This is a genomic window from Citrobacter sp. RHB20-C16, from assembly GCF_013890155.1.
Classification (GTDB): domain Bacteria; phylum Pseudomonadota; class Gammaproteobacteria; order Enterobacterales; family Enterobacteriaceae; genus Citrobacter_A; species Citrobacter_A amalonaticus.
Map to the genome: position 1 here is coordinate 623,500 of NZ_CP057630.1, position 17,919 is coordinate 641,418.

Below are 17,919 nucleotides of genomic sequence, written 5' to 3' on the forward strand. Positions count from 1 at the left end.
TTACAAACAATAAATGGGTTAACGCAGGAGAAGTGAGAGGGAGCAAGGCTCCCTCACGATTATTTCTGCATTTCACGCTCAACGCGTTTGGCGACACCCGGCATAACCTGTTGCGGATCATTTCCCATCCAGACTTTTTTCAGCCCGTCGTTGAGAATGCTATTCCATTTCGCGGTATTTGAACCGGCGGTGGGATATTTATGAGAAAACGCCAGTGAATCGATATAGGCGGAAACATCAACATCCTTAAAGCCTTCCGCCCATGCTTTGGCGACTTTCTGATTGGCCGGAATCACCACTTTGCCCGCTGCCAGCGTTTGCTGCGCATGTTCTGAGCTCATGAATTCAATGAATTTCCAGGCGGCCTCTTTATGCTGGCTTTTGGCAGACATGGCGAATGCCAGGCTATGAGAGACGCCAGCCTGTTCTGCCATTTTGGGCATCGGAACGACGCCGACATGATCGTTAATCAGTTCGTTTTGCGAGAACGGCAGCGCCCACCACGAGCCCGCGTAGATCATCGCCACCCGATTGGACTGGAAGACATCGGCGGCTTTCATTTCGCCTGGCGGCTGGAGCAATCCTGCCTTCAGCATTCCCTGAACGTCGCGATACATGGCAATCGCGTTGTCGCTGGCAACGTCCGTTTTACCCTCAGGCAGGACAATCTGAGTGCCGGCCTGCAGCAGCAGGTTAAAGTAGCTGTCCTGACCGCTGCCGAGATCCATCGCCAACGGATAAGAATGCTGATCCAGCTTTTTACGTAACTGTTCTGATTTCTGTTTTAAATCGTCCCACGTCCAGTTTTTATCGGGATAGGTTGCGCCAGCCTGATCAAACATTTTTTTGTTATACCACACGGCAATCGCGTCGATATCCCGTGGAATAGCGTATTGTTGAGACTGGTACTGATAAGCATCGACAGAGCTTTTCACGAAATCATCAAGATGTGGTGATGATGTGTCTTTTAAATAAGGAGTCAGTGGTTCCAGCATGCCGTTTTTAACGTACTGCTGAAAATTCGGCATATTCATCCAGAATACATCCGGCGCCACATTTCCCCCGACCGCTGAGCTGAGTTTTATGAAATATTGGTCATAGGGCGTTAGTTCAATTTCAACTTTTACACCGGGGTTATTTTTTTCAAATTCATTAACCAGTTGCTGTTCGCCGGGAAGTTGATTTCGATCCCATAGCGTGTAGCGTAATTTAACGGGTTTTTCTGTCGTCTGGCCTTCAGCACTGGCGGCAACCGGTGCGGCCAGTAAACAGGAAAAAAGGCATGCCAGGGCGACATTATTTTTATTCAAGGTATACATAACTTCCCTCTTTATTCGGGTCAGAATGTCGGTGAGGTAAATTACAGAAGCCATTGAATCTTGTGTTTAACAAAGGGGAAAGTCAAAGGGGGAAAAATGAGCGAATTATCGCATTAAAACACCCCGGCTTTTCGGTAGGTTTCTCTTTTATCAAAACGAAAAGAGAGCGAAAAGGGAGGCCTCAGGCATTGTTCTTTCTTTCAACGGGTTAGGATTTTTCTACCGACGAAAAGCGAAAAAGGGCGGGTGAAAAATTAACCTTCAAAACTGCGAGCATTATCACCTTATCTTTCACGGACAGGAAAGAAAAACGGGGATTATTCCCCGTTTTCTCGGTTGCTTTCGTTTCGAAAATATCAGGTCACTGGTGCCGGGTTAAAGACGGCCAGTTGATTGTGCAATCCCCATTGATCGGAGAAGGTTTTCTTACGGCCACTGGCGACATCAAGAATAAATTCGAACAGCTTCTGACCAACTTCCTCAATGGTCTCTTCACCCGTGGCGATGGTGCCTGCATTGATATCCATCAAATCGTACCAACGCTTTGCCAGTTCGGTACGGGTCGCCATCTTAATCACCGGCACGGCCATCAGGCCATAGGGGGTACCGCGACCCGTGGTGAACACCTGGACGGTGATCCCGGACGCGACCTGCTGCGTGCCGCAGACAAAATCGCTGGCGGGCGTTGCGGCATAAATCAGACCGCGTTTGGTCGGGCGCTGGCCTGGGGAGAGCACTTCGACAATCGCGCTTTTACCGGATTTCGCAATGGAGCCCAGCGCTTTTTCCACCACATTCGCCAGCCCCCCTTTTTTGTTACCCGGAGAGGGGTTAGCGCTGCGATCGGTTTTCCCCATATCGAGATAGTTGTCGTACCAGGCCATCTCTTCCAGCAGACGTTTGCCCACCGCTTCGTTGATGGTGCGCGGCGTCAACAGATGGATCGCATCACGCACTTCGGTGACTTCGGAAAACATTACCGTAGCGCCGCAGCGTACCAGCAGGTCAGAGGCGTAGCCCACTGCCGGGTTTGCCGTCACGCCGGAAAACGCATCGCTGCCGCCGCACTGCATGCCGACGACCAGCTCAGAGGCCGGGCAGGTTTCGCGCTGGCGCAGATTCAGTTTAGCCAGATGGCGCTCAGCGACCTGCAGGATATCATCGACCATGGAACGGAAGCCCACATGCTTTTCGTCCTGAAGGCTGACGATGCTGGCGCTGTCGACCGGAATACTTTGCACATCGTCAGTACCTTCCAGTAAACGTTCCGGCTGCAGTTTTTCACAGCCCAGGCCAATGACCATCACTTCGCCGCCAAAGTTTGGGTTCAGCGAGATGTTATGGATGGTGCGGATCGGCACCACAGCTGCCGGCGCGTTAATTGCCACGCCGCAACCGTACAGGTGGTTAAGTCCGACCACACCATCGACGTTCGGGTATTTAGGCAGCAGATCGCGCTCAATGATTTTGACGACATAATCCACCACACCCGCCACACAGTGCACGCTGGTGGTGATGCCGAGCAGATTCTTGGTGCCTACGCTGCCATCGGCGTTGCGGTAGCCTTCAAAGGTATAGCCTTCCAGCGGCGGCAGCGGTTCCGGAACTTTGGTCGCCAGTGGCAGCGTGTTCAACGGCGGCGCTGTCGGTAGCTCAACCATGGATTCATCAATCCAGCTTCCGCGCGGAATGTCGCGCACGGCGTAGCCGATCACTTCACCGTAACGTATGATTTCACCATGAACCGGAATATCCACCAGCGCGACTTTATGTCCCTGTGGAATATGTTCAATCAGCTCCAGTCCATCCGGGAATCGCGTCCCGGCTTTCAAACCATTGTCATTAACAATGATCGCCACATTATCTGTTTCGTGGACCTTTATATAAAATGCGCTCGGCGATTCTTGTCTGATGTCGATGTTGGCCATTGTCCAGTATTCTCCAACCGGGGTGATAATAATATAGAAAGATTCTGCGAATCTGATTATTAAAATAAGGAAGACCTGTCGTGAAATAAGGATGTCAGGAGTTCAAAAATAAGAATGTGATCCAGATCACTCGTTATGGTGAAAGCCCGGCTATCAGGGGCGGTAAAGCGTAAATATGTGCATCAGCGCCCAGCGTTATGTGCATTTGCTCAAGATATTATTTGTAATTAGCATCGTTAATGAGCATCTGCACAATGCGTAATGCTCTCTGCCTGATTATACTGAATCACGAAATGAGTATCTGTATTTATTAATAAGCGATAGCGTCTGTCATCAATAAATAATAATAAATGTGTCTGCTTAAGTGCCTGAGGTAAATAAAATGATCCTGGATACCGTTGTAGAAAAAAAGAAAGGTACGCATACCCGCTATTTAATTCTGCTGATAATTTTTATTGTTACAGCGGTTAACTACGCGGACCGGGCGACGCTATCCATTGCCGGTACCGAAGTCGCCAAAGAGTTGCAGCTGAGTGCTGTGTCAATGGGCTACATCTTCTCTGCCTTTGGCTGGGCATACCTGCTGATGCAAATCCCCGGCGGCTGGCTGCTCGATAAGTTTGGTTCGAAAAAAGTGTACACCTGGAGCCTGTTTTTCTGGTCGCTGTTCACTTTCCTGCAAGGCTTCGTGGATATGTTCCCGCTGGCCTGGGCCGGGGTTTCCATGTTCTTTATGCGCTTTATGTTGGGTTTCTCGGAAGCGCCTTCGTTCCCGGCAAACGCCCGTATTGTTGCGGCCTGGTTCCCGACCAAAGAGCGTGGAACCGCGTCGGCAATCTTTAACTCTGCTCAGTATTTTTCACTGGCACTGTTCTCGCCGCTGCTGGGCTGGTTGACCTTTGCCTGGGGCTGGGAGCACGTCTTCACTGTGATGGGCGTGATTGGATTTGTCCTGACGGCGCTGTGGGTCAAACTGATTCATAACCCCACCGATCACCCGCGGATGTCCGCAGAAGAGTTGAAGTTCATCTCTGAAAACGGTGCGGTCGTGGATATGGACCACAAAAAACCGGGCAGCTCCATGGCAAGTGGTCCAAAACTGCATTACATCAAGCAGTTATTGACCAACCGCATGATGCTTGGCGTGTTCTTTGGACAGTATTTCATCAACACGATCACCTGGTTCTTCCTGACCTGGTTCCCGATTTATCTGGTTCAGGAAAAAGGAATGTCGATCCTGAAAGTGGGTCTGGTGGCTTCGATTCCGGCGCTATGTGGTTTCGCTGGCGGCGTACTGGGCGGCGTGTTCTCGGACTATCTGATTAAGCGCGGTTTTTCTATCACCGTTGCGCGTAAGCTGCCAATTGTGCTGGGAATGCTGCTGGCTTCCACCATCATTTTGTGCAACTACACCGACAACACCGCGCTGGTGGTGACGCTGATGGCGCTGGCCTTCTTTGGTAAAGGATTTGGCGCACTGGGCTGGCCGGTGATTTCGGACACCGCGCCGAAAGAGATTGTGGGCCTGTGTGGCGGGGTATTTAACGTCTTTGGCAACGTGGCATCTATCGTAACGCCACTGGTTATCGGTTACCTGGTAAGTGAACTGCATTCCTTCAACGCCGCGCTGGTATTCGTTGGCTGTTCCGCGCTGATGGCAATGGTGTGCTACCTGTTTATTGTCGGTGACATTAAACGTATGGAACTGCAGAAATAATTAACGGTTAAGTGACAAGGTAAAAGTGATGAATAACGACATCTTCCCGAACAAGTTCAAAGCAGCGCTGGCTGCGCATCAGATTCAGATTGGTTGCTGGTCAGCGCTGGCAAGCCCCATCAGTACAGAAGTCTTAGGACTGGCGGGCTTCGACTGGCTGGTGTTGGATGGCGAGCATGCGCCAAATGATGTCTCCACCTTTATTCCACAACTGATGGCGTTGAAAGGCAGTTCCAGCGCGCCAGTGGTGCGTGTACCGACCAATGAGCCGGTGATTATTAAACGTCTGCTGGATATCGGTTTTTACAACTTTCTGATTCCGTTTGTTGAAACAGAAGAAGAGGCAGTAAACGCCGTTGCGTCGACGCGCTATCCGCCTGAAGGGATCCGTGGCGTGTCCGTATCGCATCGCGCCAACATGTTTGGCACCGTCCCGGATTACTTCGCGCAGTCCAACAAAAACATCACCATCATTGTGCAGATTGAGAGCCAGCAGGGCGTGGATAACGTCGATGCTATCGCCGCCACCGAAGGTGTCGACGGTATTTTCGTTGGTCCAAGCGATCTGGCTGCGGCGTTAGGCCACCTCGGCAATGCCTCTCATCCTGAGGTGCAGAAAGCCATTCAGCACATCTTTGCCCGGGCGAAAGCGCACGGCAAACCGAGCGGCATTCTGGCACCGGTTGATGCCGACGCCCGTCGCTATCTGGAATGGGGGGCCACGTTTGTTGCTGTCGGCAGCGACCTGGGCGTGTTCCGTTCCGCCACGCAGAAACTGGCTGATTCCTTTAAGAAATAACCACCACCGAAACAAGAGAGATAATTGATATGACGATGAAAGTTGGTTTTATTGGCCTGGGTATCATGGGTAAACCAATGAGTAAAAACCTCCTGAAAGCAGGTTACTCGCTGGTGGTTTCTGACCGTAATCCTGAAGCGATCGCTGACGTTATCGCGGCAGGTGCAGAAACCGCGTCTAACGCCAAAGCGATTGCTGAGCAGTGTGATGTGATCATCACCATGCTGCCAAACTCTCCGCATGTGAAAGAGGTTGCGCTGGGCGAAGGCGGCATTATCGAAGGGGCGAAACCGGGGACGGTGCTGATCGATATGAGCTCCATCGCGCCGCTGGCGAGCCGTGAGATCAGCGACGCGCTGAAAGCTAAGGGCATCGATATGCTGGACGCGCCGGTGAGCGGCGGTGAGCCGAAGGCGATCGACGGCACGTTGTCGGTGATGGTTGGCGGCGACAAAGCGATTTTCGATAAATACTACGATCTGCTGAAAGCGATGGCGGGGTCTGTTGTTCATACCGGTGATATCGGGGCGGGGAACGTCACCAAACTGGCGAACCAGGTGATTGTGGCGCTGAACATTGCCGCGATGTCTGAAGCGCTGACCCTGGCAACCAAAGCCGGCGTAAACCCGGATCTGGTTTATCAGGCGATCCGTGGTGGTCTGGCAGGCAGCACCGTCCTGGATGCGAAAGCGCCGATGGTGATGGATCGTAACTTCAAGCCGGGTTTCCGTATCGATCTGCACATTAAAGATCTGGCAAACGCGCTGGATACGTCTCACGGTGTTGGTGCTCAGCTTCCGCTGACCGCGGCTGTTATGGAGATGATGCAGGCGCTGCGTGCTGATGGCCTGGGAACCGCCGACCACAGTGCTCTGGCATGCTATTACGAAAAACTGGCGAAAGTGGAAGTCACTCGCTAATGACCTTGCGCCCGGATGGCGTATCGCGATCCGGGCCTGGATTGTAGGCCGGATAAGTAAAGCGCCATCCGGCGTTGTGCAGTAACAGGCGATCATCATGAAAATCGTAATTGCCCCAGACTCTTATAAAGAAAGCCTTTCTGCTACTGAGGTAGCGCAGGCGATAGAAAAAGGATTTCGGGAAATTTTCCCCGATGCGCAGTATGTTTCCGTTCCGGTCGCCGATGGGGGTGAGGGGACGGTTGAAGCCATGATTGCCGCCACACACGGTTCTGCACATTCCGCTCTGGTGACCGGACCGCTGGGTGAAAAAGTGAATGCCAACTGGGGCATGTCAGGCGATGGAAAGACCGCGTTTATTGAAATGGCGGCCGCCAGCGGACTGGCGCTGGTCCCCCCCGAAAAACGTAACCCCCTGATTACCACTTCGCGCGGCACCGGGGAGCTTATTTTGCAGGCGCTGGACAGTGGGGCGAGCAATATTATTATCGGCATTGGCGGGAGCGCGACCAATGACGGCGGTGCCGGGATGGTTCAGGCGCTGGGCGCGAAGCTGTGTGATGCCAACGGAACTGAAATTGGCTACGGCGGCGGTAGTCTGAACACTCTCAATACCATTGATGTGTCTGGTCTGGATCCGCGCATTAAACATTGTGTTATTCGCGTTGCTTGTGATGTGACCAATCCGCTGGTGGGCGAACAGGGAGCTTCTCGGATCTTTGGCCCGCAAAAAGGGGCGACGGAACCGCTGATCCTCGAACTGGACCGCAATCTGGCTCACTACGCGGATATTATTAAAAAATCACTGGGTGTGGATGTGAAAAACGTCCCAGGCGCAGGTGCGGCGGGCGGCATGGGGGCAGCGCTGATGGCATTCCTCGGCGCGGAGTTGAAAAGCGGGATTGAGATCGTCACCCAGGCGCTTAATCTGGAAGAGCATATTCACGACTGTACGCTGGTTGTTACCGGTGAAGGGCGCATCGACAGCCAGAGCATTCACGGCAAAGTGCCGGTGGGCGTGGCTAACGTGGCGAAGAAATACCACAAGCCGGTGATTGGCATTGCGGGCAGCCTGACGCGGGATGTCGGCGTGGTGCATCAATATGGTATCGATGCTGTATTCAGCGTATTGACCAGTATTGGCACGCTGGAAGAGGCCTTTCGCGGCGCATTTGACAACATTTACCGGGCGTCGCGAAACATTGCGGCGACGCTGGCGGTGGGAATGCGCAGTGCAGGGTGACAAGGGCGTGCAAACCCTCTATACTGCGCGCCGAAGCTGACCAGACAGTCGCCGCTTCGTCGTCGTCCCTTTCGGGGGAGACAGGCGGAGGGGAGGAAAGTCCGGGCTCCATAGGGCAGGGTGCCAGGTAACGCCTGGGGGGGAAACCCACGACCAGTGCAACAGAGAGCAAACCGCCGATGGCCCACGCAAGTGGGATCAGGTAAGGGTGAAAGGGTGCGGTAAGAGCGCACCGCGCGGCTGGTAACAGTCCGTGGCACGGTAAACTCCACCCGGAGCAAGGCCAAATAGGGGTTCATAAGGTACGGCCCGTACTGAACCCGGGTAGGCTGCTTGAGCCAGTGAGCGATTGCTGGCCTAGATGAATGACTGTCCACGACAGAACCCGGCTTATCGGTCAGCTTCACCACTTTAAGAACCCCGCCACCAGGCGGGGTTTTGCTTTGTAGATAATGTAGATGAATGACTGTCCACGACGCTACACCTGAAAGAAAGCGGCTTATCGGTCAGCTTCACCACTTTAAGAACCCCGCCACCAGGCGGGGTTTTGCTTTGTAGATAATGTAGATGAATGACTGTCCACGACGCTACACCTGAAAGAAAGCGGCTTACCGGTCAGCTTCACCACTTTCATGTAGAAACCCGCTTCGGCGGGTTTTTGCTTTGCAGATGATGTAGATGAATGACTGTCCACGACGCTATACCTGGAAGAAAGCGGCTTACCGGTCATGACGCTTCGCTTATCAGGCCTGTGAACGGTGAAGGGGAACGGGAACCTGTAGGGCGGATAAGATACGTCGCATCGCCATCCGGCAGCGTTCTGGAACCTGCGGCTATTAAGAAATTTCTTGTTATGTGACATACAACACAAAACGCTACTTTCTATGAATATCTCGATAGAAACAAAAAGCAATCGATCGACTTCACAAAATTACGCGCTACAAAAACAGAGAAACTCAGTGTTAATATATTGTTGTGAATGATAATTGTTTGTGTGTATATATTTAATTATTGATAAATTCAATGTTTATTTATAAACAAACAGGGCTAAAAAATGTGATGTATAACATTATTTAATCCAATTTATGTTTTAAACATAATTAAATTTGAGGGATTGCGCATTAAATTTAATGAACAAATTGACCATTAACTGCACGATAATTGCTTGAAATATCGTCATTCCTCATTTTTAGATATGAGGGGAAAATAACGCGTGTTATCGCCATAAAATATTGTTATCCCCCCCTATTTTTTTGACAAAAATCAGACTAAAGTGACATGATGTTTATATAACTAATTGAATACAAAAGGTTTATTTATTTACAAATAACCACTTGAAATATAGGTGAAGGCAATTTGTGAGTGGTCGCACATATCCTGCTTCATGTAATTTGTTACACTTCACGCCGTCAACAAGGTTATTAACGCAGGTCGATATGAATACGTTTGCTCTCCCAAAAACACAGCAGTTGGTGGTCTTTCAGGAAGTAATCAGAAGCGGTTCTATCGGTTCTGCGGCAAAAGAGTTAGGGTTAACTCAGCCAGCTGTTAGTAAAATTATTAACGATATTGAAGCTTATTTTGGCGTTGAGTTGGTGGTTCGCAAAAATACCGGCGTCACCTTAACTCAGGCAGGGCAGGTTTTACTCTCATGGTCCGAATCCATCACCCGTGAGATGAAGAACATGGTGAATGAGATGAACAGCATGACCGACAACACGGTGGTTGATATCTCATTCGGGTTTCCTTCGCTGATTGGCTTTACCTTTATGTCCGATATGATCCAGAAGTTCAAAGAGGTCTACCCAAAATCACAGGTCTCCATGTATGAGGCGCAACTCTCCTCATTCCTGCCGGCGATCCGCGACGGGCGACTGGACTTTGCGATTGGTACGCTCAGCGATGAAATGAAATTGCAGGATCTGCACGTCGAACCGCTTTTTGAGTCGGAGTTCGTGCTGGTGGCGAATAAGTCCCGAACATGCACCGGCACCACCACACTGGAATCGTTGCAGAACGAACAGTGGGTGTTGCCACAAACGAATATGGGCTACTACAGCGAACTCCTCACCACCCTGCAAAGAAATGGCATTAGCATCGAAAACATCGTTAAAACCGACTCCGTTGTGACCATTTACAATCTTGTTCTCAATGCTAATTTTCTGACAGTGATTCCGTGCGATATGGCCGCACCCTTTGGTTCGAACCAGTTTATTACTCTCCCTGTGGAAGAATCGTTACCCATTGCTCGCTATGCCGCAATATGGTCAAAAAACTATCGTATTAAAAAAGCCGCATCGGTTTTGGTTGAATTAGCCAAAGAGTATTCATCTTATAAAGGTTGCAGACGAAAGCAATTAATTGAAATTAACTAACCGATTAAATTTAATTTAATCCTCAATTCATACCATCGTTCTTAATATCAGACGTTGGTTACGGCTATCTATTACTTTACTATCAGGTAAGAGGTTACAATGCACATTACTTACGATCTCCCGGTTGCCATTGAAGATATCCTCGAAGCAAAAAAACGACTGGCGGGGAAAATATATAAAACAGGCATGCCTCGCTCAAACTATTTTAGTGAGCGCTGCAAAGGGGAAATATTCCTTAAGTTTGAAAACATGCAGCGTACCGGCTCATTTAAAATTCGTGGCGCATTTAACAAACTCAGTTCATTGACGGATGCGGAAAAACGTAAAGGCGTTGTCGCTTGTTCAGCGGGTAACCACGCTCAAGGGGTTTCTCTCTCCTGCGCGATGCTGGGTATTGATGGCAAAGTGGTGATGCCGAAGGGGGCGCCGAAATCGAAAGTGGCCGCCACCTGTGACTACTCGGCGGAAGTAGTGCTGCACGGCGATAACTTCAACGACACTATCGCCAAAGTCAGTGAGATTGTCGAAATGGAAGGGCGTATTTTTATCCCGCCTTATGACGATCCGAAAGTGATTGCCGGCCAGGGTACTATCGGTCTGGAAATTATGGAAGACCTGTATGACGTCGATAACGTGATTGTTCCTATCGGCGGCGGCGGTTTAATCGCCGGTATTGCTATTGCCATTAAATCTATTAACCCGACCATTAAAGTGATTGGTGTGCAGTCTGAAAACGTACACGGCATGGCGGCGTCTTATCAGGCTGGAGAAATAACCACGCACCGAACGACCGGCACCCTGGCGGATGGTTGTGATGTTTCCCGCCCGGGTAAATTAACTTACGAAATTGTGCGTGAATTAGTGGATGACATTGTCCTGGTCAGCGAAGACGAAATTCGTAACAGCATGATTGCTTTAATTCAACGCAACAAAGTGGTGACAGAAGGTGCTGGTGCACTGGCATGTGCTGCTTTATTAAGCGGGAAATTAGATGCCTATATCCAGAACAGAAAAACGGTCAGCATTATTTCTGGCGGCAATATCGATCTTTCTCGTGTATCGCAAATTACGGGTTTAGCAGACGCGTAAATCCGGCTATTAATCTCTTCGTTGAGGATAGGATATGAGTACTTCTGACAGCATTGTATCCAGCCAGACAAAACAGTCGTCCTGGCGTAAATCAGACACCACCTGGACACTGGGTTTATTTGGTACAGCCATCGGCGCCGGGGTGTTGTTCTTCCCCATCCGCGCAGGATTTGGCGGCTTAATCCCCATTCTTTTGATGTTGGTACTGGCGTACCCCATCGCTTTTTATTGCCACCGTGCGCTGGCGCGTCTGTGTCTGTCCGGGTCAAACCCGTCCGGCAACATCACGGAAACGGTTGAAGAGCACTTTGGTAAGACGGGCGGCGTGGTCATCACGTTCCTCTATTTCTTCGCGATTTGTCCGCTGCTGTGGATTTATGGCGTCACCATTACCAACACGTTCATGACGTTCTGGGAAAACCAGTTACAGTTGCCGGCGCTGAACCGTGGTTTTGTGGCGCTGTTCCTGCTGCTGCTGATGGCGTTCGTTATCTGGTTTGGTAAGGATCTGATGGTTAAAGTGATGAGCTACCTGGTATGGCCGTTCATTGCCAGCCTGGTGCTGATCTCGCTGTCGCTGATCCCTTACTGGAACTCTGCGGTGATCGACCAGGTCGATATCAGTAATATCGCCTTAACCGGTCACGATGGCATTCTGGTCACCGTGTGGCTGGGGATTTCTATCATGGTGTTCTCGTTCAACTTCTCGCCGATCGTTTCGTCTTTCGTGGTCTCTAAACGTGAAGAATATGAGAAAGATTTTGGCCGTGAATACACCGAGCAGAAATGTTCTCAGATCATCTCTCGCGCCAGCATGCTGATGGTCGCTGTGGTTATGTTCTTCGCCTTTAGCTGCCTGTTCACGCTCTCTCCGGCAAACATGGCAGATGCGAAAGCACAGAACATTCCGGTACTGTCTTATCTGGCAAACCACTTCGCTTCCCTGTCCGGAACGAAGTCGACTTTCGCCATCGTGCTGGAATATGGCGCCTCGATTATTGCGCTGGTTGCCATCTTCAAATCCTTCTTCGGTCACTACCTGGGCACGCTGGAAGGGCTGAATGGTCTGGTGCTGAAGTTCGGTTACAAAGGCGATAAAACGAAGGTTTCCTCCGGCAAACTCAACACCATCAGCATGATCTTCATCATGGGGTCCACCTGGATTGTGGCTTACGCCAACCCGAACATTCTGGACCTGATTGAAGCGATGGGTGCGCCGATTATTGCCTCACTGCTGTGCCTGCTGCCGATGTATGCCATTCGTAAGGCACCGTCACTGGCGAAATATCGCGGTCGTCTGGATAACGTGTTTGTCACCGTCATCGGTCTGCTGACCATTCTGAACATCGTGTACAAACTGTTTTAATCCTTAAGCTCAGGATGAGCGGAGTAGTGAAATGAATGAGTTTCCGATAGTTCTGGTTATTAATTGTGGATCGTCTTCAATTAAGTTTTCAGTACTGGATGCAAATAACTGCGACGTATTAATGGCAGGCATTGCGGATGGTATTAACTCGGAAAATGCGTTCTTATCGGTAAATGGAGGTGAGCCAGTGACGCTGGCTCACCACAGCTACGAAGGCGCATTAAAGGCGATTGTGTTTGAACTGGAAAAACGTAATTTAAATGACAGCGTGGCCTTAATTGGCCACCGTATTGCCCACGGCGGAAATATTTTTACCGAGTCAGCAATTATTACTGATGAGGTCATTGACAATATTCGCCGTGTTTCACCACTGGCACCATTACATAATTACGCCAATCTGAGCGGGATTGAATCCGCACAGCATCTGTTCCCCGGCGTCACGCAGGTGGCGGTGTTTGATACCAGCTTCCATCAGACCATGGCACCAGAAGCTTACCTGTATGGCCTGCCGTGGAAGTATTTCGAAGAGCTGGGCGTGCGGCGTTACGGCTTCCACGGAACGTCGCACCGCTATGTTTCTCAACGCGCGCATGAACTGCTTGCGCTGTCCGAACAGGACTCCGGCCTGGTGATTGCCCACCTCGGCAACGGTGCGTCAATTTGTGCCGTCCGTAATGGTCACAGCGTCGACACGTCAATGGGGATGACGCCGCTGGAAGGGCTGATGATGGGCACGCGTAGTGGCGACGTGGACTTCGGCGCGATGGCGTGGGTCGCCAGTGAAACCCAACAGACTCTGAGCGATCTGGAGCGGGTAGTGAACAAAGAGTCCGGTCTGCTCGGGATTTCTGGCCTGTCGTCCGACTTAAGGGTGCTGGAAAAAGCCTGGCATGAAGGACACGAGCGCGCACAGCTGGCAATTAAAACCTTTGTTCACCGCATTGCCCGTCATATTGCCGGACATGCCGCTTCGTTACACCGTCTGGACGGCATTATTTTCACTGGCGGTATTGGTGAGAACTCAGTATTAATTCGTCGTCTGGTGGTTGAGCATCTGACGGTATTGGGAGTGAATATCGACAGCGACCGAAATAACCTGCCGAATTCTCATGGCGAGCGCATTATTTCCACCCCTGATGCCCGGGTTATTTGCGCCGTAATACCGACGAACGAAGAAAAAATGATTGCGCTCGATGCGATTCAATTAGGCCGCATTAACGCAGCCGTGGAATACGCCTAATTTATTTGTTGTTCTGTAGAGAGATTATTTTTCATGAAGGTAGATATCGATACCAGCGATATGCTGTATGCCGAAGCATGGCTTGGCTTTAAAGGTACGGACTGGAAAGAAGAAATTAATGTCCGTGATTTTATTCAGCACAACTATACGCCTTATGAAGGGGATGAATCCTTCCTTGCTGATGCAACGCCTGCCACTACGGCATTGTGGGAAAAGGTGATGGCGGGCATTCGTATCGAAAACGCGACCCATGCGCCGGTCGATTTCGATACCAATATTGCGACCACGATTACTGCGCACGATGCGGGTTACATTGAGCAGGAACTGGAGAAGATTGTCGGCCTGCAAACGGATAAACCGCTGAAACGTGCGCTGCATCCGTTTGGCGGCGTCAACATGATCAAAAGTTCGTTCGATGCTTATGGTCGTGAGATGGATCCGAACTTCGAGTACCTGTTCACCGAACTGCGTAAAACCCACAACCAGGGCGTTTTTGACGTCTATTCTCCGGACATGCTGCGCTGCCGTAAATCCGGTGTGTTGACCGGTTTGCCGGACGGTTATGGTCGTGGGCGCATTATCGGTGATTATCGTCGCGTGGCGCTGTACGGCATCCGCTATCTGGTGCGTGAGCGTGAGCTGCAGTTCGCCGATCTCCAGTCAAATTTGGAGTGGGGACAGAATCTGGAAGCCACGATTCGCCTGCGTGAAGAGCTGGCGGAGCACCGTCGTGCGTTGCTGCAAATGCAGGAGATGGCGGCGAAATATGGCTGTGATATCTCTCGCCCGGCGCGTAATGCGCAGGAGGCGGTACAGTGGGTCTACTTTGCCTATCTGGCGGCGGTGAAATCGCAAAACGGCGGCGCGATGTCGCTGGGCCGCACCGCATCGTTCCTCGATATCTATATTGAGCGCGATTTCAATGCCGGTATCCTGACAGAGCAACAGGCGCAGGAGTTGATCGACCACTTCATCATGAAGATCCGGATGGTGCGTTTCCTGCGTACGCCTGAGTTTGACTCGCTGTTCTCCGGCGATCCGATCTGGGCGACCGAAGTGATCGGCGGGATGGGGCTGGATGGTCGCACGCTGGTGACCAAAAACTCCTTCCGCTATCTGCATACGCTGCACACGATGGGGCCGGCACCGGAGCCAAACCTCACCGTGCTGTGGTCAGAAGCGTTGCCAGTCGCGTTTAAAAAGTATGCCGCACAGGTCTCTATCGTCACCTCGTCACTGCAATATGAAAACGACGATCTGATGCGGACCGACTTTAACAGCGACGACTATGCGATCGCCTGCTGCGTGAGTCCGATGGTTATCGGTAAGCAGATGCAGTTCTTCGGGGCGCGCGCCAATCTTGCCAAAACGCTGCTGTACGCAATCAACGGTGGGGTGGATGAGAAGCTGAAAATCCAGGTGGGGCCGAAAACCGCGCCGTTGCTGGACGACGTGCTGGACTACGACACGGTGATGGACAGTCTGGACCACTTTATGGACTGGCTGGCGGTGCAGTACATCAGCGCGCTGAACATCATCCATTACATGCACGATAAGTACAGTTACGAAGCGTCGCTGATGGCGCTGCACGATCGTGACGTCTATCGCACGATGGCGTGCGGGATTGCCGGACTGTCGGTAGCGGCGGATTCGCTCTCTGCAATTAAGTACGCGACGGTGAAACCGGTTCGCGACCATAACGGGCTGGCGGTCGATTTCGTGATTGAAGGGGAATATCCACAGTACGGCAATAACGATGAGCGCGTGGATAGCATTGCCTGCGATCTGGTTGAACGCTTTATGAAGAAAATTAAAGTGTTGCCGACCTACCGGAACGCGGTACCGACGCAGTCGATTCTGACTATTACCTCCAACGTGGTGTACGGACAGAAAACCGGTAACACGCCGGACGGTCGTCGCGCGGGGACGCCATTTGCGCCGGGCGCTAACCCGATGCACGGGCGTGACCGTAAAGGCGCTGTCGCCTCGCTGACTTCCGTGGCGAAACTGCCGTTCACTTACGCGAAGGACGGGATTTCGTACACTTTCTCGATTGTGCCTGCGGCACTCGGCAAAGAGGATCCGGTGCGAAAAACCAACCTGGTCGGGCTGCTGGATGGTTACTTCCACCATGAAGCGAACGTGGAAGGCGGTCAGCACCTGAACGTTAACGTAATGAACAAGGAGATGTTACTGGATGCCATTGAACATCCGGAAAACTATCCGAACCTGACGATCCGCGTCTCCGGCTACGCTGTGCGCTTCAACGCGCTCACCCGTGAGCAGCAGCAGGACGTCATTTCGCGTACTTTCACCCAGGCGATGTAACGTTATCGGGGCGGTCTGCGGGTCGCCCCGATTCACTATGCGTATGAAAACCTGGTCTCCACTGAACGAGTCCGAGGGTGTAGAAATGATTAGCGCATTCGATATTTTCAAACCTGGTATTGGTCCTTCCAGCTCTCATACCGTAGGGCCGATGAATGCAGGAAAACGGTTTATCGATCAACTGGTCAGCAGTGGAAGCTTATCGCGCACGACGCGCATGTCGGTTGATCTGTATGGTTCACTGTCGCTGACCGGAAAAGGCCACGCGACCGATACCGCCATTATGATGGGGCTGGCCGGAAACTCGCCGCAAAGCGTCAACATTGACGCCATCCCCGCGTTTATTGACGAGGTGACCCGTACCGGCCGCTTGCCGGTTGCTGAAGGTACACATGTCGTCGATTTCCCGGTTACCGATAGCATTGTTTTTCATGGTGAAACGCTGCCAAGGCACGAGAACGGAATGCGGATCACCGCCTGGGAAAACCAGGAAACGCTGCTGTGTAAAACCTACTACTCGATTGGCGGCGGGTTTATCGTGGATGAAGAGCGCTTTGGTCAGGCGCATGACGTGGAAGCGCCGGTCCCTTATGATTTTCATTCCGCCAGCGAACTGCTGAAACTGTGCGAACGCAATGGCCTTTCAGTCTCCGGGCTGATGATGCAAAACGAACTGGCGCTGCGCAGCAAGGCGGAGATTGATGCCGGATTTGCTCAGATCTGGGAAGTGATGCACGCTGGCATAGAACGCGGGATGAATACCGAAGGCGTCTTACCCGGCCCGCTGAATGTACCGCGCCGCGCGGTGGCGTTACGCCGTCTGCTGGTCTCCAGTGACAGTCTCTCCAGCGACCCGATGAACGTCATCGACTGGATCAACATGTTTGCTCTCGCAGTCAGTGAGGAGAACGCGGCGGGCGGACGCGTGGTGACCGCGCCCACCAACGGGGCATGCGGCATTATTCCAGCCGTTCTGGCCTATTACGATAAATTCCGTCGTCCGCTGAATGCCAACTCCATTGCCCGCTATCTGCTGGCGGCAGGGGCCATTGGGGCATTGTACAAAATGAATGCGTCAATTTCCGGGGCGGAAGTTGGCTGTCAGGGGGAGATCGGCGTGGCCAGTTCCATGGCGGCGGCGGGGTTGACCGAACTGCTGGGCGGTAGCCCGGCGCAGGTTTGCATCGCGGCGGAAATTGCCATGGAGCACAACCTCGGCTTAACCTGCGACCCGGTTGCCGGGCAGGTGCAGATCCCGTGTATTGAGCGCAATGCGATCAACGCAGTCAAGGCGGTCAACGCCGCACGTATGGCGCTGCGCCGCACCTCCGAACCGCGTGTCTCGCTGGATAAAGTCATCGAAACGATGTACGAGACGGGTAAGGACATGAACGATAAGTACCGCGAAACATCACGCGGTGGTTTAGCGATCAAAGTGGTGTGCAGTTAGCGAACGCCAGAAAGCTTGCCCGATAAACCTGCGCCATCGGGCATTTTATCCATTGTCAGCCATCTAAAAGCACACGTCGGTGTGCTTTTTTGTTGTGATCTTCTTCAAATTTAGAAAAAAATGACACGTAATTCTTCTTGTGTAG

12 protein-coding genes and 1 other RNA gene are annotated in these 17,919 nt (G+C 51.7%); 11 read left to right on the plus strand and 2 right to left on the minus strand.

Features of this window, described 5'->3' with window-relative positions; genetic code table 11:
- Positions 1-59: 59 nt before the first annotated feature.
- Positions 60-1,319: a sugar ABC transporter substrate-binding protein gene (locus tag HVX64_RS03045; protein ID WP_044255857.1), complete on the minus strand. Its 1,260-nt coding sequence runs from the start codon at positions 1,317-1,319 to the stop codon at positions 60-62.
- A gap of 356 nt (positions 1,320-1,675) precedes the next feature.
- Positions 1,676-3,247 (minus strand): galactarate dehydratase, encoded by a 1,572-nt coding sequence (gene garD / locus HVX64_RS03050; RefSeq protein ID WP_044255853.1) that lies wholly within the window; start codon positions 3,245-3,247, stop codon positions 1,676-1,678.
- 382 nt (positions 3,248-3,629) lie between these two features.
- Between garD and garP the strand changes: the two genes are divergently transcribed.
- From garP to tdcG, 11 genes are all read left to right on the plus strand, one after another.
- Positions 3,630-4,964, plus strand: coding sequence for a galactarate/glucarate/glycerate transporter GarP (gene garP, locus HVX64_RS03055; RefSeq protein WP_044255850.1), 1,335 nt, complete (start codon positions 3,630-3,632; stop codon positions 4,962-4,964).
- A 28-nt stretch (positions 4,965-4,992) separates the two neighbouring features.
- Positions 4,993-5,763 carry a 2-dehydro-3-deoxyglucarate aldolase gene (gene garL, locus HVX64_RS03060; RefSeq protein WP_042998245.1) on the plus strand — a complete coding sequence of 257 codons (771 nt, stop codon included), beginning with the start codon at positions 4,993-4,995 and terminating at the stop codon, positions 5,761-5,763.
- 29 nt (positions 5,764-5,792) lie between these two features.
- Positions 5,793-6,683, plus strand: a complete 891-nt coding sequence (gene garR / locus HVX64_RS03065; protein ID WP_042325204.1) for a 2-hydroxy-3-oxopropionate reductase — start codon at positions 5,793-5,795, stop codon at positions 6,681-6,683.
- A 97-nt stretch (positions 6,684-6,780) separates the two neighbouring features.
- Positions 6,781-7,926 (plus strand): glycerate 2-kinase, encoded by a 1,146-nt coding sequence (garK, locus tag HVX64_RS03070; RefSeq protein ID WP_044255847.1) that lies wholly within the window; start codon positions 6,781-6,783, stop codon positions 7,924-7,926.
- A 32-nt stretch (positions 7,927-7,958) separates the two neighbouring features.
- Positions 7,959-8,335, plus strand: an RNA gene (gene rnpB, locus HVX64_RS03075) — RNase P RNA component class A.
- A 1,027-nt stretch (positions 8,336-9,362) separates the two neighbouring features.
- Positions 9,363-10,301 (plus strand): transcriptional regulator TdcA, encoded by a 939-nt coding sequence (tdcA, locus tag HVX64_RS03080; protein ID WP_044255844.1) that lies wholly within the window; start codon positions 9,363-9,365, stop codon positions 10,299-10,301.
- 99 nt (positions 10,302-10,400) lie between these two features.
- A complete protein-coding gene (gene tdcB / locus HVX64_RS03085) occupies positions 10,401-11,390 on the plus strand; it encodes a bifunctional threonine ammonia-lyase/L-serine ammonia-lyase TdcB (protein WP_042998242.1) in 990 nt (329 codons plus the stop codon).
- 34 nt (positions 11,391-11,424) lie between these two features.
- Positions 11,425-12,756 carry a threonine/serine transporter TdcC gene (gene tdcC / locus HVX64_RS03090; protein ID WP_042998241.1) on the plus strand — a complete coding sequence of 444 codons (1,332 nt, stop codon included), beginning with the start codon at positions 11,425-11,427 and terminating at the stop codon, positions 12,754-12,756.
- Positions 12,757-12,787: 31 nt separating this feature from the next.
- Positions 12,788-13,996, plus strand: coding sequence for a propionate kinase (gene tdcD / locus HVX64_RS03095; protein ID WP_044255841.1), 1,209 nt, complete (start codon positions 12,788-12,790; stop codon positions 13,994-13,996).
- A gap of 33 nt (positions 13,997-14,029) precedes the next feature.
- Positions 14,030-16,324: a 2-ketobutyrate formate-lyase/pyruvate formate-lyase gene (gene tdcE / locus HVX64_RS03100; RefSeq protein ID WP_044255838.1), complete on the plus strand. Its 2,295-nt coding sequence runs from the start codon at positions 14,030-14,032 to the stop codon at positions 16,322-16,324.
- Between the two features lie 85 nt (positions 16,325-16,409).
- Entirely contained in the window at positions 16,410-17,774 is a 1,365-nt protein-coding gene (gene tdcG / locus HVX64_RS03105; protein ID WP_044255834.1) for an L-serine ammonia-lyase, read from the plus strand.
- Positions 17,775-17,919: the final 145 nt, after the last annotated feature.

Bases quoted from the DNA above. Each gene is read 5' to 3' on its own strand.
- garP (WP_044255850.1), top strand. From the start codon at position 3,630: ATGATCCTGGATACCGTTGTAGAAAAAAAGAAAGGTACGCATACCCGC.
- tdcC (WP_042998241.1), top strand. From the start codon at position 11,425: ATGAGTACTTCTGACAGCATTGTATCCAGCCAGACAAAACAGTCGTCC.
- tdcB (WP_042998242.1), top strand. From the start codon at position 10,401: ATGCACATTACTTACGATCTCCCGGTTGCCATTGAAGATATCCTCGAA.
- garD (WP_044255853.1), bottom strand. From the start codon at position 3,247: ATGGCCAACATCGACATCAGACAAGAATCGCCGAGCGCATTTTATATA.
- garR (WP_042325204.1), top strand. From the start codon at position 5,793: ATGACGATGAAAGTTGGTTTTATTGGCCTGGGTATCATGGGTAAACCA.
- garK (WP_044255847.1), top strand. From the start codon at position 6,781: ATGAAAATCGTAATTGCCCCAGACTCTTATAAAGAAAGCCTTTCTGCT.
- tdcD (WP_044255841.1), top strand. From the start codon at position 12,788: ATGAATGAGTTTCCGATAGTTCTGGTTATTAATTGTGGATCGTCTTCA.
- garL (WP_042998245.1), top strand. From the start codon at position 4,993: ATGAATAACGACATCTTCCCGAACAAGTTCAAAGCAGCGCTGGCTGCG.
- tdcA (WP_044255844.1), top strand. From the start codon at position 9,363: ATGAATACGTTTGCTCTCCCAAAAACACAGCAGTTGGTGGTCTTTCAG.
- HVX64_RS03045 (WP_044255857.1), bottom strand. From the start codon at position 1,319: ATGTATACCTTGAATAAAAATAATGTCGCCCTGGCATGCCTTTTTTCC.
- tdcE (WP_044255838.1), top strand. From the start codon at position 14,030: ATGAAGGTAGATATCGATACCAGCGATATGCTGTATGCCGAAGCATGG.
- tdcG (WP_044255834.1), top strand. From the start codon at position 16,410: ATGATTAGCGCATTCGATATTTTCAAACCTGGTATTGGTCCTTCCAGC.